General features: G+C 50.1%; 21 protein-coding genes. 12 read left to right on the top strand and 9 right to left on the bottom strand.

Going from position 1 to position 23,169, the window contains the following annotated elements:
• The first annotated feature begins 126 nt into the window (after positions 1-126).
• A complete protein-coding gene (locus CUS_RS03080; protein WP_004167454.1) occupies positions 127-2,172 on the top strand; it encodes a hypothetical protein in 2,046 nt (681 codons plus the stop codon).
• Positions 2,173-2,224: 52 nt separating this feature from the next.
• Here the strand turns inward: CUS_RS03080 and nagA are convergent, their stop codons facing one another.
• Together nagA and CUS_RS03090 are read right to left on the bottom strand one after the other, a co-directional pair.
• The gene (nagA, locus tag CUS_RS03085) at positions 2,225-3,361 is read right to left on the bottom strand and encodes an N-acetylglucosamine-6-phosphate deacetylase (protein ID WP_004167426.1); all 1,137 of its coding nucleotides are present in this window, start codon (positions 3,359-3,361) and stop codon (positions 2,225-2,227) included.
• A gap of 10 nt (positions 3,362-3,371) precedes the next feature.
• Positions 3,372-4,274 carry a DUF5131 family protein gene (locus CUS_RS03090; protein WP_004167445.1) on the bottom strand — a complete coding sequence of 301 codons (903 nt, stop codon included), beginning with the start codon at positions 4,272-4,274 and terminating at the stop codon, positions 3,372-3,374.
• Positions 4,275-4,886: 612 nt separating this feature from the next.
• On the opposite strand from CUS_RS03090, the gene CUS_RS20620 reads away from it, so the two are divergent.
• Positions 4,887-5,009 (top strand): hypothetical protein, encoded by a 123-nt coding sequence (locus CUS_RS20620; protein ID WP_004167410.1) that lies wholly within the window; start codon positions 4,887-4,889, stop codon positions 5,007-5,009.
• 13 nt (positions 5,010-5,022) lie between these two features.
• Here the strand turns inward: CUS_RS20620 and CUS_RS03100 are convergent, their stop codons facing one another.
• The 3 genes from CUS_RS03100 to mazG all read right to left on the bottom strand — a co-directional run bounded on the left by CUS_RS03100 (position 5,023) and on the right by mazG (position 6,504).
• The gene (locus CUS_RS03100; RefSeq protein ID WP_004167427.1) at positions 5,023-5,265 is read right to left on the bottom strand and encodes an RNA-binding S4 domain-containing protein; all 243 of its coding nucleotides are present in this window, start codon (positions 5,263-5,265) and stop codon (positions 5,023-5,025) included.
• A gap of 64 nt (positions 5,266-5,329) precedes the next feature.
• A complete protein-coding gene (locus CUS_RS03105; RefSeq protein ID WP_004167415.1) occupies positions 5,330-5,608 on the bottom strand; it encodes an HU family DNA-binding protein in 279 nt (92 codons plus the stop codon).
• A gap of 92 nt (positions 5,609-5,700) precedes the next feature.
• Entirely contained in the window at positions 5,701-6,504 is an 804-nt protein-coding gene (gene mazG / locus CUS_RS03110; protein WP_002847478.1) for a nucleoside triphosphate pyrophosphohydrolase, read from the bottom strand.
• 651 nt (positions 6,505-7,155) lie between these two features.
• On the opposite strand from mazG, the gene CUS_RS03115 reads away from it, so the two are divergent.
• The 5 genes from CUS_RS03115 (at position 7,156) to CUS_RS03135 (ending at position 11,430) form a co-directional block, all read left to right on the top strand.
• A complete protein-coding gene (locus CUS_RS03115; RefSeq protein WP_004167437.1) occupies positions 7,156-8,115 on the top strand; it encodes a hypothetical protein in 960 nt (319 codons plus the stop codon).
• Positions 8,116-8,122: 7 nt separating this feature from the next.
• Entirely contained in the window at positions 8,123-8,575 is a 453-nt protein-coding gene (locus CUS_RS03120; RefSeq protein ID WP_004167430.1) for a CBS domain-containing protein, read from the top strand.
• 23 nt (positions 8,576-8,598) lie between these two features.
• Positions 8,599-9,804 (top strand): D-alanyl-D-alanine carboxypeptidase family protein, encoded by a 1,206-nt coding sequence (locus tag CUS_RS03125; protein WP_004167444.1) that lies wholly within the window; start codon positions 8,599-8,601, stop codon positions 9,802-9,804.
• Between the two features lie 213 nt (positions 9,805-10,017).
• Positions 10,018-10,590 carry a hypothetical protein gene (locus CUS_RS03130; protein ID WP_002847477.1) on the top strand — a complete coding sequence of 191 codons (573 nt, stop codon included), beginning with the start codon at positions 10,018-10,020 and terminating at the stop codon, positions 10,588-10,590.
• 60 nt (positions 10,591-10,650) lie between these two features.
• Positions 10,651-11,430 (top strand): TVP38/TMEM64 family protein, encoded by a 780-nt coding sequence (locus tag CUS_RS03135; protein WP_004167450.1) that lies wholly within the window; start codon positions 10,651-10,653, stop codon positions 11,428-11,430.
• Between the two features lie 135 nt (positions 11,431-11,565).
• On the opposite strand, the gene CUS_RS03140 is transcribed toward CUS_RS03135, so the two are convergent.
• Complete coding sequence (locus CUS_RS03140; protein WP_004167458.1) at positions 11,566-12,291, bottom strand: 5'-methylthioadenosine/adenosylhomocysteine nucleosidase; 726 nt, start codon at positions 12,289-12,291, stop codon at positions 11,566-11,568.
• Positions 12,292-12,673: 382 nt separating this feature from the next.
• Here CUS_RS03140 and CUS_RS03145 point away from each other — a divergent pair, with 382 nt between their 5' ends.
• The 4 genes from CUS_RS03145 to CUS_RS03160 all read left to right on the top strand — a co-directional run bounded on the left by CUS_RS03145 (position 12,674) and on the right by CUS_RS03160 (position 16,654).
• Entirely contained in the window at positions 12,674-13,213 is a 540-nt protein-coding gene (locus tag CUS_RS03145; RefSeq protein ID WP_004167435.1) for a hypothetical protein, read from the top strand.
• 4 nt (positions 13,214-13,217) lie between these two features.
• A complete protein-coding gene (locus CUS_RS03150) occupies positions 13,218-14,072 on the top strand; it encodes a patatin-like phospholipase family protein (protein WP_004167440.1) in 855 nt (284 codons plus the stop codon).
• Positions 14,073-14,403: 331 nt separating this feature from the next.
• Positions 14,404-15,294 carry a metallophosphoesterase gene (locus CUS_RS03155; protein WP_004167449.1) on the top strand — a complete coding sequence of 297 codons (891 nt, stop codon included), beginning with the start codon at positions 14,404-14,406 and terminating at the stop codon, positions 15,292-15,294.
• Positions 15,295-15,352: 58 nt separating this feature from the next.
• A complete protein-coding gene (locus tag CUS_RS03160; protein ID WP_004167442.1) occupies positions 15,353-16,654 on the top strand; it encodes a M20/M25/M40 family metallo-hydrolase in 1,302 nt (433 codons plus the stop codon).
• A gap of 54 nt (positions 16,655-16,708) precedes the next feature.
• Here the strand turns inward: CUS_RS03160 and CUS_RS03165 are convergent, their stop codons facing one another.
• From CUS_RS03165 to CUS_RS03175, 3 genes are all read right to left on the bottom strand, one after another.
• Positions 16,709-18,934, bottom strand: a complete 2,226-nt coding sequence (locus CUS_RS03165) for a dockerin type I repeat-containing protein (protein WP_037276310.1) — start codon at positions 18,932-18,934, stop codon at positions 16,709-16,711.
• A gap of 149 nt (positions 18,935-19,083) precedes the next feature.
• Entirely contained in the window at positions 19,084-20,274 is a 1,191-nt protein-coding gene (locus CUS_RS03170; protein ID WP_004167447.1) for a hypothetical protein, read from the bottom strand.
• On the bottom strand, positions 20,271-20,804 hold the full coding sequence (locus CUS_RS03175) for an RNA polymerase sigma factor (RefSeq protein WP_004167414.1): 534 nt from the start codon (positions 20,802-20,804) through the stop codon (positions 20,271-20,273). Before CUS_RS03175 ends, CUS_RS03170 begins: the two co-directional genes overlap by 4 nt.
• A 289-nt stretch (positions 20,805-21,093) precedes the next feature.
• Between CUS_RS03175 and CUS_RS18470 the strand changes: the two genes are divergently transcribed.
• Positions 21,094-23,064 carry a leucine-rich repeat protein gene (locus CUS_RS18470; RefSeq protein WP_002847476.1) on the top strand — a complete coding sequence of 657 codons (1,971 nt, stop codon included), beginning with the start codon at positions 21,094-21,096 and terminating at the stop codon, positions 23,062-23,064.
• Positions 23,065-23,169: the final 105 nt, after the last annotated feature.

Genomic DNA, 23,169 nt, shown 5'->3' on the forward strand with positions numbered 1-23,169 from the left:
TATATTGACAAAATCTGCCCTTTAGTGTATCATATCAGTAGCGGGGAAGATATCCCCGCAGGTAAAACATATGCCTGTCACAACGGCATGGGGCTGTGGTGACGGGGCAGAAACGGAGGCATAAAAATGAACAGGAAGATCATTGCATTCACAGCGGCGCTGGTGTGCCTGCTGTCAGCCTGCGGCAGTATCGACAAGTCTGCCGAACGCGCCGAGAGATCGGTGGGGACGCAGGTAAACTCTGAAAAATCTGCTTTCGGTGACGAGCAGATAAAGAACATGAACTCTATCGCGAAGACTGCTTACAACAGCGTGATGTGCTACTTTGCAGACAGCGAAGAAAACGGCATACTGCCCGAACAGATATTCGCTGACGGTATGCTGGGCGGTCTTAACAAGCCTGAGGGTCTTAAGCTGGGCGAAGACAGGCAGTACAGCATATACGGTGAAGCACAGATAAACACCGACCTGACAGCGGTGGGCTGCGGCGAAGTGACCGTATATGTGGGCAGGCTGACAGACCGTGATGTTTTCGTGCAGGTGCGCGATGACAACGGCTGTATCGGTCAGTACCCGTCGCCCATAACGGCAGAAGATGAGAAAAATGTGGTCTGGACAGAGTATCTGGTATCTGACGAGGGCAAGGCTGATGAAGTCAACACCGCCGCAAAGGACGCTTACATGGCGATGGACATGATACGTGAAAACTGCGAGCTCAACGGCGAACTTGACAAACTCGACAGCTTTTTCCCGAAAGCGCGGGCTGAGGGCGGTTTTAAGATCGCTGACGGCGCTGATGCTGTGGGCGACAAACTGCTGACAGAAGTTCTTGCAGATCTGCCCGATGCTGAGGTATACATGGGCTATTTCACCGACGATGGCGAAGAAATGCCGTTCATACAGGTGCGCGGCAAGTACGGTCTTATCGGTCAGTACCCCGACAATATACAGGCAAATGACAGCGCTGAGTGGACAAAATTCAGACCGTTCGATGTGCAGAATGCTCCTGAGGTCGGACTTGATGACCTCAACGAGGCGGCTAAGAAGGCTTTCAACATGACGGCTGATCTTTTATTTGACAATGAAACACAGGGCATACCGTTCAATGAGTGCTTTGAGAGCGGTGCTTTCGGTGTGCTTAACACTGCTGACGGTCTGCCGATAGCTTTTGGCGGCAGTCACGAAAACGAGTTTGAGAGAATTGTCAACAGAGAACTTGCACGGTACTTTGACGGCGCACTGACTGTCTATGTGGGGCGTATCGATGATGAAGACTTCTTTGTGCAGGTGCGCGATGAAAAGAGCGGTCTGATAGGTCAGTACCCCGCAAAGGCGACTGAGGCGCAGGCATCTGAGGTAAAATGGACAGAGTTCTTTGAATTTGAGTCTGAGCCTGCGAACTTTGACCTTAAATCACTGAATTCCATCGCATGGACCGCCTACAACAGCGCGGCAGAGTACATAGCCGATATGGAGTGCGAAAACGGCACTGACATGATAACCACCGTGACAGGCGGCGGCTTCCCGCAGGCGTATTCTGCTGAGGGTCTGACTGTTTCGCGCAGGGCTTCGGCTGAAAAGGGCGATAAACTGATAAATGAAGAGCTTAAATGGAATTATGAAGGCGTTATCGTGCATGTAGACATCGACACCGCAGGCGAACTGACAGTATCGGCTGAGAACCCCGACGGCAGGGTGGTGGGGTATTACCCCGTAAGGTCACAGAGTTCGCAAAGCGCTTATGAGTCTGACGCTTTGGCAGCGCTCAAAAAAAAGATCAGTAACTTAAAGACCCTTAACGGCGAAGCAAAGACAGCTTACAACGCTGTGGCTGAGTTTTTAGCCGAAAAAGAAGCAGAGGGCACACCGATCGAAGAGTGCTTTGAGAGCGGTATTTTCGGTGCGCTGAACACTGCTGACGGTCTGCTGATAGACCCTGATGCCGCATATGACAAAGAGGGCGAGAAGCGCGTCAACGAATACATGTCGTCATATGGCGTTGATGTCACACGGAGAGTCTATGTGGGCTATCTGGGCGGCTATGACTTCTTTGTGCAGGTGCGCGATGATGAAAGCGGTCTGATAGGTCAGTACCCATCGGCTGAAACAGAATGGTGGCAGGCATCAGATGTTAAATGGACAGAGTTCCATGAGAGCGAGCCTGAAAAATAATGATAGACAACAGATAGCAAAAACTCCGTACCAACGCAGGTACGGAGTTTTTTCATATCACTTTGCGTATGCTGAGGTCGGATATGTCAAGCAGGAGAAACCTTGCCGCCTTGCCGACTTCGATACTGCCGTAAAAGCCGTCTATGCCCACCGAGCGGCATGGGTTGACAGTCGCCGCTTTTGCCGCTGTTTCAAGGGGTATGCCGTACTCCACCGCTTTCAGCAGACAGCCGTACAGGCTTGTCACACTGCCCGCAAGAGTTCCGTCTTCAAGGGTGGCGTGACTGCCCCTTTTTATGACTTTCTGCCCGCCCAGCTGATATTCGCCGTCGGGCATGCCTGTGGCTTCCATGCTGTCGCTGATAAGCACCACGCCGTCAGCCCCGAACAGCGAAAACACCGCCCGCACCGCGCTTTTTGACAGGTGTACGCCGTCACAGATGACCTCAGCATAGACCCTCTTCCCGTCAAATGACCTGTCTGCCGCCGCACCTATCAGCGCGGGGGAACGGTGGGTGAACGGCGGCATGGCGTTGTAAAGATGGGTCACATGGTCAGCACCCGCTTCAAACGCCGCCGCCGCTTCGTCATAGCCGCATTGGGTGTGACCCAGCGAGAAACGCATATTGCCCGCACAGGCGCGAATGCACTCTGCCGCACCCTCGATTTCGGGGGCGATGGTGACAAGTCTTATAAGACCCTCAGCCGCCGCCTGCCAACCTTTCAGCTTTTCCGCAGATGGAGGCTGAATGTGGGCGGCATTCTGCGCGCCCGCTTTTGCGCGGCTGATGAAAGGACCTTCGAGGTGAACGCCCACCAGTTTTGCCGCGTCGTTTTTCGGCTGAACTTTCGCGTAAGCCGCCGCGCTTTTCAGTATGGCGGTCAGCGTTTCATCGGGAAGTGTCATGGTGGCAGGGCAGATAGTCCCCACCCCCTGCGAAAATTCGTACCCGGCTATTTTTGAGAACGCTTCCGCTGTGCCCTCGCAGAAGTCGTGCCCCGCACAGCCGTGAAAATGCACATCTGTCAAAGCGGGCAGAACATAATTACCCGCCGCATCAAGCACCTCGCCCGAATATTTCACCATAGCATCAGCGGGCAGAATGCCCGAAATTTTCCCGCCGTCAGTGAGTATCGTCAGCTTTTCAAAGCCGCTTTCGGTCAGCACAAGACCGTTCTTTATAAGCATGATAAGCCCCCTACCTGTTCTGAAAGTCCTTGCCGTCAGGCTTTTCGCACTTGCCGCAGTCGGAACAGCCGTTGCAGGAGGGGCGCATGCCGCATTTCTCACAGCGCTCACGGAATTTCGGCTTGTAACGGTACTTTTCATCTATCGGCAGACCGAAACCGTCCCGCAGGTCGAAAAATATCGGCTTGCCCGCCACACTCAGCCCCGATTTGTGCGCCTGTTCGCTTTGCAGACCGCTCCCCTCGATGGAGTACAGTCTGCCGTCCTTTATGAAGCGCCTGCCTGTACCGCAAAAGACGAATTTCACCCCGAACTCTTCGCACTCATCGTGTAACAGCTTGACCCATTCATACCGACAGGGACGTGCGCCGTCATAGTTTTCGCCATCGCACAAGACCTGTTCTATCTGCCCCGCTTCGAGGTATTTCCGCAGGCTGACCTGCCCGATGAACGGCGCACACATGACCCCCTTGTGCTTGAAAGGCAGACTCAGCAGAATGGGTATGCGCTCGTCAGCGCGGCGCTGATTTTCTGCCGACACATTGAAGAAAATATTTTCCCAGCCGTCGCCCCAGCCATCGGGCAGACAGTCAGCGACTCTTTCGGGGCGCTTTGTCAGCAGGAAAAATATGACATCACTGCGCCGCCGCATTATCTCCCACGCTTCATCGCGCCACTTATCGGCTTCGGGAAGGAAGAAATCGGAAGTCATGCAGACCCTTATCTGCTCGCCGCATTTCACCTTATAACTTCCTTTCCTGTCCTTGTGGAGGGGGTAATCGAAACCTGCTTTTGTGCGGAAAATTTTTGAGCCGTCAAGACCTCTTTGCTTATCGAGAAAATACATATAGCAATTCTGACAGCCCTCACTTTTTTTGACACAGCCATGCCAGGGGTTCCAGATATCGTGCATAAAGTCACCTGCCTTCCTTATTTTTGTTCATTATAATACGCTTGCTCCGAAAAGTCAAGGCTTATTTTAATTCATAATTCATAATTCATAATTCATAATTATTGGCAGGGGCGAAAGTGAGTCGGTTCAGCGGAAAAGAGAGCGAACCATGACGCTGACAAAGTGAGAAAAGCACCACAAAGCGATGGGCGAGAAAAAGCGCGCGGTCAAGCCTCGCGCCAGCAGGCTTGCGGGAGTTTGAGGGCAGAGCCCTCAATCACCGAAGTGCAAAACCAAAATGCACATCAAACAATAAGAGAAAAACAAAGCGAAAGCCCACAAGCGGCGCAAAAACAGCGATCTTCCAACCCAAAGAGCGGTAAACACGGCGGGAGTAACGCCTACACAGTCGCGAACGCCCCCGCCCTACACGTAGGGAGTGCAGACCCAAAAGCGGGCAATTCGCAAAGAAAAGCGCGTACTCAATTCCCGCGAACAGCACTCCCCATGTGCGGGCGACGAATTGCCCGCGTGTGCCAGCCGAACAGCGACAGCGTCTTCGGCGGTCGTGGTGCAGTTGCTTAGTCAGAACGGCGAACTTTCGCGGCATGGTCAGCAGTTCAACGGATAAGCATGTCAATAGTCAAGGCACAAAACTTCGCGGGTGGGCGGGAGGGCGACCACTCCAAAGAAGAGAACTACCATCACGGCAAGGTCATGCAGATACAGCCGCATAAAAAGCCCGACCTCATATGAAGTCGGGCTTGTGTCATGATATTACCTCGTAATTGTCTGCGGCATTCTCTTTGGTGGCGTATTCGGTAACGTTCATCACCTTTACCTTGATGGGGCGCTGACCTAATCCTATCTCGATGATATCCCCCACCTTGACATCGTAAGAAGCCCTCGCCGCCTTGCCGTTGACGATTATCCTGCCCTCATCGCAGGCTTCGTTTGCTACAGTGCGGCGCTTTATCAGCCTTGTAACTTTCAGGTATTTGTCTAATCTCATAGTTCCTCCGCTCATCAACAATAAAGGCGGACAGATATCTGCCCGCCTGAATCTCAGTTATATATTACTTCTTGTCAACTGCTGCCTTAAGAGCGCTGCCTGCCTTGAATGCGGGTACCTTTCTTGCGGGAACATCAACAGGAGCCTTAGTAACAGGGTTCATAGCTACCTTTGCAGCTCTATCTCTTACCTCGAAAGTACCGAAGCCAACGAGAGTTACCTTCTCACCCTTCTCCAGTGCATCAGTGATGGAATCCAGTACAGCTGCCAGTGCCTTGTCAGCTTCCTTCTTTGAATAACCGCCCTTTTCAGCGATAACATTGATAAGTTCTGCCTTGTTCATTTTAAAAAACCTCCAAAAATTTTATACATGGCTTTTACGTCAGACTGCAAAGCCAATTTAACGAATAATTGCTTATTCATTAATTTCCGATCTTAATACGAGTAAAGTTCACCCGCAGTGTGCTGCGATATCTCGCCGCTCTTCTGCTCCAGCTCCTCAAACCTCTTTACGAAGCTGTTGCAGCTGTCAGCCAGACATTCCTCAGCGTCACAGTCAAGCCTGCGTGCCAGATTTGCGCACAGCATCAGCAGACTGCCTATCTCGGCTGAAACTTCCTCGCCCTTTTCGTCAGCCGCCTGTACCTTGCCAAGCGCCGACCTTATCGCTGCATACATGTCAAGTTCAGTACCGTCTTCCTCGCTCTTCACAAAGTCAACGCCTGCTCTCGATGCACGCTTGCCCAGCTTCTGCGCACGCATCAGCGCAGGGAAGTTCTTCGGCACGCTCTTCAGCGTGTCCGTATATGTTTCCTGACCCTTAGTTTCCTTCTTGATGGAATCCCAGTTGGTCAGCACCTTGTCCACCGTGTCGGCATTCACATTGCCGAAAACATGCGGGTGACGGGTTATCAGCTTTTGGCAAAGTTCGGTGATGACATCTTCCAGCACGAAATGCTCACGCTCCTGCTCAAGCACCACATGGAATATCACCTGCAAAAGCACATCGCCCAACTCTTCCCGCAGCATGGCAGGTGAGTCAAAATCGATAGCTTCCATGACTTCATAGACCTCTTCCAGCAGATCTTTCTTGATCGTGCTGTGAGTCTGCACCTTGTCCCAGGGACAGCCCTTGTCCTTATCACGCAGTACAGTCACAAGATCCACCAGATCACCGATGTCATACCTATCCTTTTTCGGAAGGCTCTCTATCAGCGCATCAACAGTCTTTTCTTCCACAAAATTCACCTCTTTGCCCACCCCCTCGAAAGGGTGCTTTAATATAATAACTCAATTTCAGAAAAAAAGCAAGTGCTTTTTTCACTTTTTTTGAAAAAATCGGCGTTTCATGAGCTTTTCGGCGTTTCGCACAATAATTCTGTCAAAATAAAGCACTTATTGCCGCGAGATACATATCGCTGATAAGGCGAAATTAATGCGATAGAAGAATTTTCAGCCGTCATGCCGGCAAAGAAAACAAAAGCTGTGCGCTATAGACCGACAGACATGACAAGACCGACCGACAAGACAGTCTGTATCTGTCTTTGTCTTTTTATTGGCATGTTTCGCATGGCTTGGCATAGCTTTGATGTGCGCCTGTATGCGAACGCATGCGAGTGTATACGAACGCATGCGAGGATAAAGTCTGCAAAAGCTGTGCTGCATCGGCAGGCGGACGGACAGCCGTATTTACATCAGTTTGCTTTTTTATCCGATATTTCGTACCGATAGCCGCGTACAGGGCTGTACTATGCTTATTAACTAAAATCAGGGGCGGTTTTGTCTTAAAATTTCACTTGACATCAACGTGAACGGGGTGTATAATAAATGATGTACAGCTGCGGACAGGCTGTGCCTGTGAATAGTCCACGAAAGGAACAATGATAGAAGATGAAAGCATATAGAACGGCGGCTGCTGTGACAGCTGCGGCGCTGGTGCTGTGCTGTGCTTCCTGCGGTGACAAGACAAATAAAGACAGCAGCAAGGCGGCGGATAAAAAGAAGAATATAACAAGTTCTGCGGTCGAGGAGAGCAGCGCTGAGGACGCTCAGACGACTTCGGGCGAGGACAGCGGCGAACCTGCATTGACTGCTGTCGATGGTCAGTTCATCATGCAGGCTTATGACATGCTGCAAAGTTCGCAGTATGTGCTGCGGCTCACCTATACCGACCCTGAGGGCTTCGATACCGATATCTACAGAGTTGTCGATGGTGACGACTACTATGAGGTACAGACAAATGAGATAGGCGAGAGCGGCTGTATCTCGGTCAACGGCGAGGCTTATGACTTTGACAATGTCTGCGGCATCTATCGCAGGCGGACGCAGGGCAAGCCCGAAACGCTCATAGAAACGGTGGTGGAAGAGCGTCTTCCTGCCACTGATACCAATGTTGACCCGAACGAAGCGGCTGACCTTGAGGTGGAGGAATACACCTACACGGGCGGCACATACATAACGGTCATGGATTTCTACTTTGATAAGGTCACAGGTGTGCCTGTGAGATATACCACAAGGTATATGGTCGAGCAGGAGAACGGTGACGAAGGCATGACCGAAACAAGAACTGTAAAAGAGATAATGTACGGCGCAGGCGGTGAACTGACAGCTACCGACGGCGAGAGCCATGAACTGGACAGAACGGTGTTTGACACTTCGTTCATCTCAAAGCTGGCAGACTTTGACGGCATGTCGCCCGAACAGAAGCTGGGTTACTGTCAGGCTATATTCGTCACGGCGAACGTAACGGCTGATGAACTGACGGAGGCGGGCTTTGATGAGGAAAAGCTGAAAAAAATATCCTATGAAGAACTGACTTCGCTGGTATATACTTATGGGTACGACCTCTGAGGATTGAATGATGAATATCTTGAAATTACTGCACCCTAAGGCGTGTATCGAATATATCTATGATGACTGCACTGCAAGGCAGACCCTCGAAAAGATGAAAAATCACGGCTATTCCGCCGTACCTGTCATCAACAGGGAGGGCAGGTTCGTCAAGACTGTATCTGAGGGCGATTTTCTCAGGTTCATGGTCGAGCGGGGCATGTATGATATCCGCGAGATGGAGAACTATCCGCTGGAAAAGATACCCGCTAAGGTGAAGATGCGCCCCGTGAACGTTTCGGCAACGGTCGAAGAACTGATACTGCTCAGCATGGATCAGAACTTCGTGCCCGTCATCGATGACAGGGGGATATTTATAGGCATCGTCACCCGCAAGGATATACTTTCATACTGCTATGACACTATCATGGCTGAAAAACACACTGAAAACGAAGAAGACCTGCAACAGGCTGATATATGATTTGAAAGGAATGGTAAGGAGAAATGAAGAACACCAACCGTAAGGGCGGCGCTGCAATAGTCGCGGTGCTGGTCATGATAATAATTCTGGCGGTCAGCTGTGCGCTGATGGTGGTAACAGGCAGAAAGTCCATCAAGGCGAACGAGAGCGTAACTGCACGTATCCCCGAAGGCTACAGTATGGAGGAAACGACTCCAGAAGAGGACACCACCGCTGAGGAAGAGGTGCCTGTCGAGGTGCCTGAGATAAAGCCTTCGATGATACCCGCTATCTCTTCTGACTATCAGGTCATAAATCTTAAGGACGCTACTTTCAGCACCGCTGTGCTGATGGACGCTGACAGCAACGAACTTATCGCAGGTCTTAAGTACGACAAGAAGATATATCCCGCATCGCTGACCAAGCTGATGACTCTGCTGGTGGCAGTCGAGAATATCGATGATATGAATGCAAAATATAAGTTCACCGATAAGGATATCGACCCGCTGATAGATGAGAATGCTTCCCGCGCAGGCTATGTGGCAGGCGATGAAGCTACTATGGAAGACCTGCTGTATGCGGCTATCCTCCCCAGCGGCGCTGACGGCACACTGGGTCTGGCAAACGCCATCGCAGGCAGTGAGAAGGATTTCGTAAAGCTGATGAACGACAAGGCGGCTGAACTGGGTCTTACAGATACCAACTTCGTAAATGCCAGCGGTCTGCACGACAAACAGCACTACACTACCGCGCAGGATATGGCAGTCATCACAAGGGCATGTTTGCAGAATGATGTGTGCCGCAAGGTGATGTTCGCTGAGAAGTGGACAACTAAGCCCACACAGGAATTTGAAGATGGCATAGAGCTTGACAGCATACTGCACAGCCGTTTCGGCGGTTACTTCATAGATGCCGATCAGGACGGCGCGGAAGATGCGGAACTGGAGGGCGGCAAGACAGGCTTCACTGACGAGTCGATGTTCTGCCTGTCAACTGTTGTCAAGTACAACGGCAAGGAGTATATCTGCATAACCACCAAGTCTGACGGCGACCTGATAGCTACCGAAGATGCTATCATGGTATATGAGAACTATCTGCCGGGTGCAGTTGGCACACCTGTTACCGCTGATGAGAGCAGTGAAGCTGAGAACAGCGATGAAAGTCAGGCAGATGACAACAATGTTATCACCATCACCGATGACACTGCGAGCAGTTCAAAGCCCGCAGCAGACGAGAACTACGAAGCATAACAGATACCGTAACGGGCAGGACGAGCAGTCCTGTCCGTTTTTTTGTGCGTATGACATCGCGGGAGCATTTTGTTTTCGCGGGGTGTGCCATATCACAGAAAATACACATTGATATGTTATCATATATCTGACAAAAGCCGACCTTACAGGGATTAAGTGTGCTGAATAACAGCGGCGGCGATGTCGATATTATCAAGAGGAGAGTGTGCCCATTTGCCCAACGCCGAGAAAACAAAAAAACGCACCTGCGGCACGACGGCATTCCGCGTGGCGCTGGGCGGCATTTGTGCGGCAGTCTGCCTGCTGCTGATGTTTTGCAGTTCGTTCCTGCCCGGACTGAGTTACACCATACCTGTGTTTGCAGGTGTGCTGATGGTGGTCATGATAGTTGAAACTGACAGCCGATGGGCGATAGCGACCTACTGCGCGGTAAGTCTGCTGTGCCTGTTCATCACCCCGAATTTTGAGGCTTCACTGCTGTTCATATTATTCATGGGCTACTACCCGATCTTGCAGTTCTGGCTGTCAAAGCAGAAGAAAAAGTTATTTGTATGGCTGGTGAAGCTGGCGGTATTCAACGCGGCGATAGTAATTTATTACAACCTTTTCAAGCTGTTGTTCCCCGCAATGGATATGCTGGAGGGTACGGAGTTTTTCGGGAAATATGCTTTGCCGCTGTTGTGGCTTGAAGCTGAGATATGTTTTCTGGTCTACGATAAGTTCCTTGCACTGGTGATAGAAGTGTACATCGGCTGGTTCAGAAAGAAGATACTGCGCAGAAAATAGCAGGGGTGCAAGTCAATAACTGAGAGTTGCTGACATATCAGATAGAAACGGTGACACAAAATGAAAGAACACAAACTTACTGAAGAAATAGAACATATAAAAGAAGAGATAGAAACTAAAGCCGATGAACTGCGTGAACGACATCGCCGCCGAAACAAGCGGACAGTGCAGATAGTTACGGTGGTCATAATACTGCTTCTGCTGGCGGGAATCACTGTCGCCTGCATGCCCCTTATCAAGGAACTTCGCACCGAAGCAGGTATGGAGAAGCTGAAAGAAACGCTGGAAACACGCTATTCGGGAATTGAAGCGATGGGCATTTTCGTGCTGATACAGGCGGTGCAGGTAATTATCGCGGTGATACCGCCTGTGCAGATAATCGGGGGAGTGCTGTTCGGGTGGTTCGTGGGGTGTCTTCTGAGTTTTGGAGGGATACTGCTGGGGACGCTGGTCATTTTCCTTATGGTCAGCCGTTTCGGCAGACCGCTGGTGGAAGCATTTGTTGACGAAAAGGTGATGAAGAAATTCAAGTTTTTGCAGGACGAAAAGGGTCTTATAAAAGTGCTGGTGATACTTTACCTTATACCTGGCATACCGAAAGATGTCATATCCTACCTTGTACCGCTGACTCCTGTCAAGCGGAGGGATTTCTTCCTTTATGTCATGCCCTGCCGACTGCCTGCGATACTGATGTCTACCTTGCTGGGCAGTAATGCCATTGATGGCAATATAGTACCTGTGATATGTCTGATAGGTTCGGCGGCAGTATTGGGCATAGCGGGATTTTTCCTGAAAGACACAGTGGTGGAAAAGCTGAAAAACAGAAAAGCAAGCAAATAATGACGCAGACAAAGTAAACACCGCAACTGTGTGCGGGTCAAAGCGGTCGATCAAGCCCGTCAACGGCTGACCGCACTTCAAATCGATAGAAAAGATCCCCGAAGCACCGCACAAGCGCTTCGGGGATATGTTTTGTCAGGCGTGTTTTTCGCCCAGCTTTCTGAGGAAACTTTCCAAAATATCAAGTTCGGCGGCGGCGGCTTTTTTCAGCGAAACTGCGTAGTCGTTGTGGGACTCGTCATCACCGTTGTCGGAGATAGTCCTCAGCACGCCGAACGGTGTGCCGTTGACATAGCAGACATGACCTATCGCGCCGCTCTCCATCTCGCAGACTATGGCGCTGAAATCGTTCCTGAGTTCATCGCGCTTTGCGGCGCTGTTAACAAAGCAGTCGCCCGAAGCTATAACGCCCTTGGCACAGTTGATGCCGTGTTCGGCGGCGGCTTCTGTCAGCAGTGAAACGCATTCATCGGCGCAGTCGAAGTATACTTTGTTTATACCCGATATCAGCCCCTTAGGGTCGCCCAGAGGAGTGGTGTCCATATCGTGCTGAACAACAGCTGTTGCGATGCCCGCATCTCCGATATCCAGCTTGTCGGTCAGCGAACCGCCGACACCCGCATTTATGATGACATCGGGCTTGAAAGTGACTATCATAGCCTCAGCACATATAGCGGCGAAAACTTTGCCGATACCGCACACAGCCGCCACGACATTCATGCCGAAAAGTTCGCCATAGACGAACTCGACCCCGCTGACGGTGGCAGTGCCGCCGTTTTCGAGTCTGGGCTTGAGGGCATCTATCTCGGCTTTCATAGCACCGATAACGCCTACTGAATAATTTTTTGTATTGTTGAACATGGGTTTATCCTCCTTAAAGTTATATGGTCTTTGCTGTTCGGGTCACGCCTACCGCCCTGCACAAGAAATGTGTTTTTGGCTATAACAGCATTCTCACGCTCCTGCCAATAATTATGGATCATGGTTATCCCGCTGACACACAACAAAAAACAGCGATCAATTATCCTTTTGTTTACCGCATTTTCAGCCGTTGTGCTAAAGGGATAGTCATATTATGAATTGTGAATTGTTGAGCCGATCTCTTTTTTTATTATATCATACCGCTGAACTAAAGTCAATCAATTCTCTTCCTCACTTTACTTTTAAAGAATAATGTGCTATAATAAAGTGGTGATGTGCAGCTGCTCAAAAACTGCCTTGCTTAGACTGGAGGAAAACCGCTATGAGCATCGAAAAAGAAGTCGAAAGAATGTTCCGCGAAGATGCCGAATTGCAGAAACGTAACCTCAAAAAGAGGAAAAATGCAAGAATGGCTACTATCGTTATGCTGATATTGATAGCGATCGTCGCACTGCTGCTGGCTGAATTGCTAGGTCTGTTCGACGGCATCGGCAAGCCCGAAAATAAAGGCGGTGTCGATAAGACACTTATCTCGGCAGATGATGATAAGAGCGTAAGTTCTTCTGCGGCAGTGTCCTCTTCTTCTGTATCGACTGCTTCTTCCGACCCCACCGTTTATGAGAATATCAAAGTGTCGGGCAGTACTTTCCTGTATAAGGGCAGTGAGATAACCCTCGAAGAGATAAAGGATATCTTCTCGATGAATAAAATGAACAGGGAAGTCGTCGCCCTTATCGAAGACGATAATGCTACACAGAATACTATGGACGAACTTACAGCCGTTTTCAGGGATATGGGCAGAAAGTATAAGATAGAAACTGCCGCAGTTATCGAGTCGGCGGCGGAAAGTTCGGTGAGGTGATAAAATGCTGGGACTTACTTTAGAGGGCGGCGCAAGCAGGACAGTCTATTCCTGCGGGATACTTGATGCACTGCTTGAAAACGGCATAATGGCTGATAAGATATTCGGCGTGTCAGCAGGTTCGGCATTCGGTGTCAGCTATGCTTCAAAACAGCGCGGCAGAAATTACCGCCTTGCCACCGAGTTCATGCCTACCCCCGAATATATGGGCTTGAAACATCTTATAGACCCCAAAAACCGCAGTTACTATAATCTTGATTATGATTACGATACGATCCCCAATAAACTTCTGCCGTTTGATTATGAAACTTTCGGGCAGTATAAGGGCGAATTTTATGCAGTCGTGACGAATGTCCGCACAGGCAGGGCTGAATATCTGCCTGTTGATGAAAAAGATAAAACATGGCAAAAGCTGAGGGCAAGCTGTGCTTTGCCGATGCTTTTCCCTGAGATAGAGATAAACGGTGAGAAATATCTTGACGGCGGTATTGCTGATCCGATACCGTATCGGCGTGCTATGGAGATGGGGTGCGATAAGAATATCGTCATACTTACTCGCCCGCGAAGCTACCGCAAACAGACTGACTCCATGACAAAGCTGTGCATTAAGCGATATGCGAAACACCCTGAATTTGCGCGGGCTATGGCGACAAGGGCGGCACGTTACAACAAATGTGTTGAGGACATAATGGCATTATCGCGTGCGGGGAAGCTGTTTGTTTTCACGCCGAAGACGACTTTTGGTGTGGAACGCATCGAGGGTGACAGGGATAAGCTGAAAAGGCTTTACGAGCATGGGTATAAACATGCTCAGTGGGCGATGGACAGACTTAAACAATTCATAATTCATAATTCATAATTATTGGCATGGACGCGAGAATGCTGTGCCGCCCAACAAAGCCGAGTAAGAACACAAAGCTATGCGCGAGTTGAGCTTTCCGTCCACCCTCTTCGCATATACCAAATCAAAGATTTGGTATACAGGGTGGCGGGAGTTTGAGGGCAGAGCCCTCAATCGTGGAAGCAGTCCAAACGCGACAAACAAAACAAGTTGGGCGAACAAAGAGAACGACGGAAAGAGGACGTTCCCATGCCCCCGTGATATTAGCTCGACAGCTTTGACGGCATTGAAATGCGCCGACACATACAGATAACACATCAGTGATAAATATCGGATATCGAGGTAAAATATGAAATGGAAAACTGCATTGCTGGCGGCGGGCACGCTGCTGGCAGGTGTTAATGCCCTGCTGGGCAACAGACAGCTGATAGTTGATGAGGAAACCATCTATAGCAGAAAACTGCCCGATGTTTTTGACGGCAAAAAAATTCTTCTGCTGGCTGACCTGCACCGCAAAAAGTTCGGTAAGGATTACTGCTTCCTGCTGGATTCTGTCAGGGCGGCTCAGCCTGACTATATCATTCTTGCGGGCGACCTTTACAGCCGCACCGAAACTGAACTGGGCGGCAAGGTGAAGCTGATGCAGGCACTCAATGATATCGCCCCGACATACTACGCCGCAGGCAACCATGAACCCTACGACCCCGAACTTATGGACGCTCTTTTCCATAAGCTGAAAAGTCTGGGCGTACATGCTCTCAGGAATGAGATAGCTGTCATATGTGAGGGCGGCGAAAGGCTGAATGTCTACGGGCTTCAGCTGCCGCTGAAATATTTCATCAACAAGGACGGCTCTTTCCATGACCTGCCTGTGCCTGACGGCGATACCATAGCAAGGTATATCGGCAGACGTGATGAAAAAGTATGCTCACTGCTCATCGCCCATAACCCGCTGTTCTTGGATGCTTATGCCGAGTGGGGCGCTGACTTCGTATTTTCGGGTCACCTGCATGGCGGCATAGTAAGACTTCCCGTGATAGGCGGCGTGCTGTCCACCGAAAGGAAGTTCTTCCCGAAATATACAAAAGGCGTATACAAGTCGGGCGATACTGTCATGGCAGTCACTTCGGGTCTGGGGAAACTCCGCATAAATAACCCATCGCAGATAATGCTTCTGACCCTCACCAATAAAAGACCTCCCGCCAAGCACCCTAAGGGTCATGCGTGGGAGATAAGATAACTGCGGCTGTATGCCGCGACAAGGCTTCACAGACCGATAGGATAGAAAGGCAAACAATATGGACAAGAACGAACTTGCCGCTAAATTTGCGGCGTATTTTGACGAGCACATGCAGGAGATACTGGCTGACCTTGATGAAGTGATCTCCATCAACAGCATTGCCGATGAAAATGCAGAGGTAAAGCCTTTTGGCGAAGGCTCTGCAAAAGCGCTGGCGTGGGGCGAAAGTAAACTCGCGGCGCTGGGCATGGCTACAAAAAACTTCGGTAACTACGCGGTGCGCGGCGACTTTATTGACGGCGAAGAACCTGTGCTGGGAATACTTGCACACCTCGATACTGTGCCTGTCAGCAGTAATTGGAAGTATGACCCGTTCAGGCTGACTGTCGATGACGGTGTGCTGTACGGCAGGGGCACTATCGATGATAAAGGACCTGCCACCGCTGTCATCTGGGCGGTAAAGGCAATAAGAGAAATGGGTCTGCCCATGAAGAATTTCCGTGTTATCTTCGGCGGCAACGAGGAAAACGGCTGTACCGATATGGAATACTACGAAAAATGCGAGAAATTCCCGCCGAACGTATTCACTCCCGACGGCTCTTTCCCTGTTCTGAACTGCGAAAAGGGCATGGTACACCTGACTTTCTCAGCACCTTTTGAGGACTCTGAGATAGAAAGCATCAGTGCAGGCATGGCTATAAACGCCATACCCGACAGAATGGAGATATCTTTCAAAAACGGCGAAAACAAGCTGGTCACAGGTCGTTCTGCACACGGCTCGCGCCCCGAGAACGGCGATAACGCCATCACTAAGTTCCTGAACGGCTATAACGGCGGAAACGCTCTGCTGGGCGGGCTGAAAAAGCTGTTCCCGCATGGCGGGTATGACGGCACTGCATGCGGGCTGGGCTTTGAAGATAAGGTGTCGGGCAGAATGACCTGCGCACTCACGATCTTAAAGACCGAAAACGGCAGACTTTGCGGCGGCATCGATATACGCTTCCCCATAGACAGGACTTATGCGGAGATAAGCGGTATTATCACCAAAGCGCTGAAAGATGCGGGCTTCGCGATAGATACCTGCGAGGGCATGGAACCTCACTATGTTGACGAGAACAGCGACTTCGTGCAGACACTCCTGCGGGTGTATGAGCGTGTCAAGGGTGAAAAGGGCTACTGCATCGCTGAGGGCGGCATAACCTACGTTCACAACACTGAGGGTGCAGTGGCTTTCGGTGCTGAGTTCCCCGATGAAGACAACCACATGCACGGCGATGACGAGCATATCACTATGGAAACTTTCAGGTATAACCTCAATATGTACGCCAACGCCATTGCAGAGATCTGCATTAAAGACTGACAAACGATAAAAGCGGACAGCTGATGCTGTCCGCTTTTTATGCCTTTTGAAATATCACTCTGCCTTAAGCCCATCAAGATATCCCTCAGCCTTGAGAACGATGTTTTCAAGGTCAAGCATCGGCAGGTCAGATGCCATGTAAAGTTCCTTGCCGTCATTGAATACAAAACAGATGTTGCCGTTTTTGTCAAGGCGCTGCTGCGTGCGCAGACAGATCGGCTTGCCGCTGCTCTCGCGGAAATATATCTCCGCCGAAATGCCGCTGTCGGGCAGCTTGTCCGACAGCTTGTAGTCTGCCGCCGCAGGGATCTCACGCTGCTTTGCAAAGTCTGAGTAATTTCTCCAGTCGGCGGGGCTGTTTAGCCTTACAAAGCTGCCCGACACAGTTTCGGGCGACTTGAACCATATGTATACACAGCGATTTTCGTAAGCACTGAGGGGTGCATCGAAAATACCTGACGCTGTTTCGCCCTCTTCAAGGGGGATAATGGTGTATCTTTCATCGGTGATGCCGCTGTCAAACTCGTTTATGCAGCTTCTCAGCTCTGCGAATATCTCAGCTGCGGGACAGTCTGTCAGGCTTGCCGCAGCGTAGGCTTTGCCGTCTATCTTTATTATGCTGCCCGAACGTTCGATAGTGACCTGCTTCCTGCTGCTGTCAAAGAAATACAGCTTCTCCACCGCCGAGCCGTCATCTTCCGCAAAACCGCTGACTGTTTCTGCGGGGGCTTTAAAATTCTCATACCATGCCCTCAGCCTGTTGTCAGCAGAGTCATCGAGTGCCTTGCAAAGGCTTCCGCTGCTGTAGTATTCGGGCGATACCGCGCGGGAGGTGTAGCCGTAAGCCGCCTGCCTGTCACCATAGCTGTCCAGCCATTTTTCTATGTCGGTGTCGTCAAGGTTTTTCTCAGCGTTTGACTTTATCACCGTGAACATCGGTTCTTCCGCCTCTTCATAGAAGAATACACTGCTTCGGTCTATCATCTTGCGGCTCATGAACTCTTCCAGCAGTCTGCGCTTTTCTGCATTGTCGGGGTCGTCAGCGTTTAAGTGTACGACCACCTGCCGGCTGTGTTCGGAAAGTTCGGTTCCCATGCCGCGAGGTTCTATCTTCACCACGATGCCTTTCTTTTGGGCGTATTTCGTCAACATGCTGCAGATAAGTTCGTTGTCCCTGATGCCGCCGCCAATGCCCTTGACCTTAGCCGCCAGCGTTGTCATATCGGTGACATTTATCTTGCCGTCAGCATTTGTGTCCGCGAACTTCATCTTTTCAGCACCTACAGGCTTTATGCCCTTTATCTGTGCCGCAAGACGCGAGATATCCGATACGTTCAGCGCATCATCGCCGTTTATGTCGCCTGTAAGGAAGTCGTAGTCAACAGCTTTGTCAAGATCGCCCAGAAAGCTCTCGATGCCCTCGAATATCTCCAGAAGCGGGCAGTCATCGCCAACTATCTCATAGCGATAGTCCGAATATCTGTGACTGCTGTCATCGAAAGAGAACCTGACTGCGGGGACTGTGCCATAGTTGTCAGTCATGATATAGCTGAGCAATATGGTTATCTGTTCGCCGCTTTCATCAAAGAAATTTACCTCGCAGTTTCGCAGTATGGCGATATCGCATACCGTACCGGGTGCGAATTTTTCGCGCATATCATCGGTCAGGCTGTAATCTCTGTACCAGTCTTTCAGCCGCTTGCAGATGTCTTCGTTGTTCAGCCTGCATAAACTGCCCGCCGAATAAGTGATACAGCTGTTGAAGTCGGTGCCGAACCAGCCCTTTACATAGACTGCGTCCTTGTCGGGTGCATCGCTGATGCAGCTTTGTTTGTTCAGCTTTTCGTTCCATGTGTAGCTGCCGAAACTGTTGAGCACCTCAAATCCGTCCACATGGGCGAGGGGCTTCGGTTCGGGCGATGGTTCGCTGCCTTCGTCTGTATAATAATGACCTGTTACCACGCCTGAACCGCTTTTAAAGATATATCCCTGCAGCGTGCTGTAGTCCATTATGCGCTTGACTGTCTTTTCGTCACCCTGTACCGTCACCGAATCAAGTCGGTCATAGACACTTTTTTCCTCAGGCGGCACTACCCTCGCATCAAGCCCGTTGTCCTTGATGTATTTAAGTACTCCTGCCTCGACCTCATCATAGTCGCTCACCCACTTCTCGTGAGGCGGAGGCAATAAAACTTCGTCCTCATTTGCTTCTGCATAAGCGCTCAGACCGCCTGCGGCGAGTACCAGTGCTGTGATAAATGCAAATAATTTTTTCAACATAAAAACTACCCCCATTCCGTTTTTGCGGCTGACCCCTGAGCGTTCCATATCTCAGAACGTCAGCACTTGTCCTGAATTGTTTTCTTCCCGCCGCCCGACAGCTTACAGTCGGCAGAAAACAGCGGGCTTTTCTCCTTTTTTCAGCGCACTCACAAAAATGTTAATATCACTTGTGACCTGTTTATGCGCTCTTTCTCCATGAACTCTTCAACCTCTTCTTTAGCGTCCTGCGGTATCGTTACATATATCACTCCCGCCGAAAGTTCCCCCTTGCTGAGGTATTCTCTGAGAGTCGTCAAGCCCTCTGTTCTCAGGTAAGCCTGGTATCCGATATTTTCGAGTTTGGCGTACAGCAGTCTGTATATCTCGCATATATCGCAGACAGTGCCGTCAGCGCTTTCTGTCTTCGGTATCAGCAGTATCATTTCTTTCGGGATATCCTCCTGTGCGGCGAAACTGTCTATCAGCGCGATACTGCCGTCATTCGGATCTGTCTTTACCGCAATATATCCGTCGAAAGTGCCGCTGTCATATCCGAGTATCTCTGCGCCGCTGTTTTCAAGAATGGCTTTAAGTTTAAGTTTTTCAGCTTCAAAGTCAGGCGCAGGTGATGCTTCGTCTGTTTTATCGGACTGTGAACTCTCAGCCATTGAATTTTCAGCATGTGATGATGCTTCGCGTGAACTGTCCTTGTCCGCAGTACTTGAACTTTCAGCCTTGCTTGAAGTGTCATTTCTGCTTGAAGTGTCTGCTTTGCTTGAAGTATCGGCTTTGCTTGAAGTATCGCTCCTTCTTGATGTTTCATCTCTGCCCGAAGATACATCAGTCCTTTTTGATGTATCGCCCGACGGTATGTCCGCAGACGGCTCGTCAGTCTTCGGTGCTTCCGTCACCGCATGTGAAGTCACTCTCGATGAACTTTCAGCCCTGCCCGATACTCCCGCTGAACTTTCCCGTACAACGGACGGACTGTCGGGCGGTGCAGCTGCCGCCTTGCTTGTGCTTTCCTCTGTTACCGCGTGGCTGTCCTTGTCGGGGGCTGTTGTTTCGGCAGGCACACTATAAATTTCTTCCCGCTCTATCTCCGGATCCGAACTTTCCTCCGATGTGATGACCGCACTTTCTTCATGCGGGGCAGGTTCGGGCAGGCGTGAGCGTGTCAGCCAGCTGACAGAACCCACAGCTATGACCGCCGCCGCCACAGCCGCCGCCGCCGCACCGATGTGTCTGCGTCTTAGCTTTGCCTTGCCGCCCGAAAGTATCTCGTCAGCGGTCAGACCAAGTATTTTGTCATCAGCCGTCAGCCCGACGGCTTTTCTGATGAGTTCCTTTTCGGTCATTGCCCGTTCTCCTTTCTGTAAAGTCGTCTGAGATGTTCTGTCGTTCGGTAGATGTGTCCCTTTACCGCGCTCTCGCTCATCTCCATGACCTCTGCGATATCTCTGATGGTCATACTTCGGTAGTAGTACATGAATATTATCATCTGCGTGACAGGCGGCTTTTTGCCTATCTCTTTGTTTATGCGCTCTATCAGCTGACGGTCTGCGGCTATATCCTCGATATCTGTGTCATCGGGGAGGTCTGCCTGCCCTCCCTCTTCCTCATCGCGGCTCAGCGATATCTGCGCCCGCAGACGCTTTGCCAGCGGGTAGTACTTCGCAAGTGTGCGCTTTGCTATCAGTATCACGAAGGCTTCAGGCTCTTCAATGGGCGCACCGCGCTTCACTATGGCGTTGTACACATTTATAAAAGTGGTCTGATATATGTCATCGATGTCGCTGATGGAAAGGCACTTCGCCGTGATGTATCGGAAAGCGCTCTCGCGGGTGGCATCGTATATCTCTTCAAACAGCTGTTTGGGTTCGGTCATGACTCTCCCCCCCTTTATGTAAGTAATGGCAAAATGTTAGCAAAAAGTTATTAGTCAAAAAATAAAATTTTGTGAAGAAAATTTTAATTCTAAACCTATTGACAAATATTAAGAAAGGGTGTATAATTTACACATAGAAAGCAATATATGTAAGTTATATATATATCAAAAGAATTAACAAAGAAGTTATTTGGATAATGCCTTGTTTGAAAGCTGTTCTTGATATATATATTAAAAATGCAATACGAAAAGTTTCGTGGTCATCAAATTATTAAGAGGAGGAAGATTTATGAACAAAAGGATAATATCAGGTATTCTCGCATTGGTATTCGTTTTCGGCGGTGCGGCACTGCCCGAAACTGCATCTGCTGTCAGGTCTTGCGTATCTGCAAGTGCAGATGAAAATTCAGATTTCGATTATATCCGTTCAAGCAGGACGAGTGTTATGATAACAAAGTACAAAGGCAGTTCTGCCAATGTTGTCATACCCTCCGAGATAGACGGCGTACCTGTCACAAGTATAGGCATGTATGCTTTCAGCAGTAATACCGACATAACCAGCGTCACCATACCCGCAGGTGTCACCAGTATCGAGTCCAACGCTTTCTCGTACTGCTACAGCCTCAGGAGCATCAGCATACCTGACACTGTCACTTTCATCGGCAGTTATGCTTTCTGCTACTGCTCGTCACTTACAAGCGTTGACATACCGTCAAGTGTCACAGGCATCGACTACGGCGCGTTCATCTACTGCTCCGCACTCGATAAGATAAACATACCATCTAATGTCACCGATTTCGGCGGCAAGGTGTTTGACGGTACAAAATGGATGACCGCTCAGCAGGCTAAAAACCCCCTCGTTGTGCTTAACGGCGTTGTTATAAACGGTCAGAAGTGCAAAGGCAAGGTCGTTATACCGAACGGTGTCAAGGTCATAGGCGACAGCGTTTTTGAAAGATGTACCGATATCACCGAAGTAAGCATGCCTAACAGCCTGACCACCATAGGTTCTTTCGCATTCGGCTGCTGTCACGGTCTTAAGAGCGTCAATATACCCGGCAGTGTCACAACCATCGACTATGACGCTTTCAAGAGCTGTGACAACCTCGAAAATATCACCATACCCAAGAGCGTTTCATATATCGGCGGCGATGCTTTCTTCGGTACAAAGTGGCTTGAAAAGAAAGTGGCTGAGTACCCTGTTGTAATGGTCAACAACATGGTCATCGACGGCAAGAATGCTTCGGGTCATGTTGATATACCCTACGGCGCGACTCTCATCTGCGAGAATGCTTTTGCAGGCAACAGCATGGTCACGGGTGTCAGGATACCCGATACTGTAAAGACCATCGGCAAGCGCGCTTTCTACTTTGCTTCGGGTCTGCACGATATGACTATACCATACAGCGTCACCACCATCGGTGATGAAGCGTTCAACTCCTGCACCAGCATGAAGACTGTCGAGATACCCGACAGTGTTGAAAAAATAGGCGATATGGCATTCACCTGCTGTTCGGCTCTTGAAGAAGTGACCATACCAGGCAGTATCAAAGAGATACCCATGTATGCGTTCAACAAGTGCAGCAGTTTGAAGAGCCTCACTTTGATGGAGGGCGTTGATACCATCAGTGTTTACGCTTTTTCGGAATGCTCCGCACTGACCGAGATAAACTTCCCGAAGAGCCTTACGACCATTGCTTATTACGCATTCTACAGAGCGGGCAGCCTGCATGCTGTGACTCTTCCTGAGAATGTTTCCGCAGTGGGTTCATACGCTTTTGCTGAATGCCCCACTCTGACCGAACTGACTCTGCTTTCGGAAAAGATAGGCTTCGGTACAAGGGCGTTCGATTTCAACCAGCCGGATATCAAGCCGATATTCACCATTTACGGTTATGAGGGTTCATATGCTGAAAAACTCGCCAAGAAGAGCGACATAGCTTTCGTAGCTATCGACCGTCAGCCCGAACCTGAACCTGAGCCTGATATTCCCGTTGTCCCCGATGAACCTGACGACACCGATGATGTCACCACAGGCGATGCTGACACCACCGAACCTCCCGCAGCGAAGGAAAAGGGCGATATGAACGGCGACGGCAAGCTGAACGTTTCCGATGTTTCCAAGCTGGCAGCCCATATCAAGGGCATAAAGCCGCTGGGCGAGGATATCGATGCAGATATCAACGGCGACGGCAAGATCAATGTCACCGACCTTTCAAAGGTGGCAGCCCATGTAAAGGGCATCAAAAAATTGAATTAAAGATTGTCCTCCTAAAATAACGTATTGCAAGGTGCTCCCTGTCGGCAACGGCAGGGGGCGTCTTGCGTTTTGGGAAAGCACTGTTTTTGCCTGATTTGACGAAAT

The organism is Hominimerdicola alba 8 (assembly GCF_000178155.2).
Lineage (GTDB): Bacteria > Bacillota > Clostridia > Oscillospirales > Ruminococcaceae > Hominimerdicola > Hominimerdicola alba_C.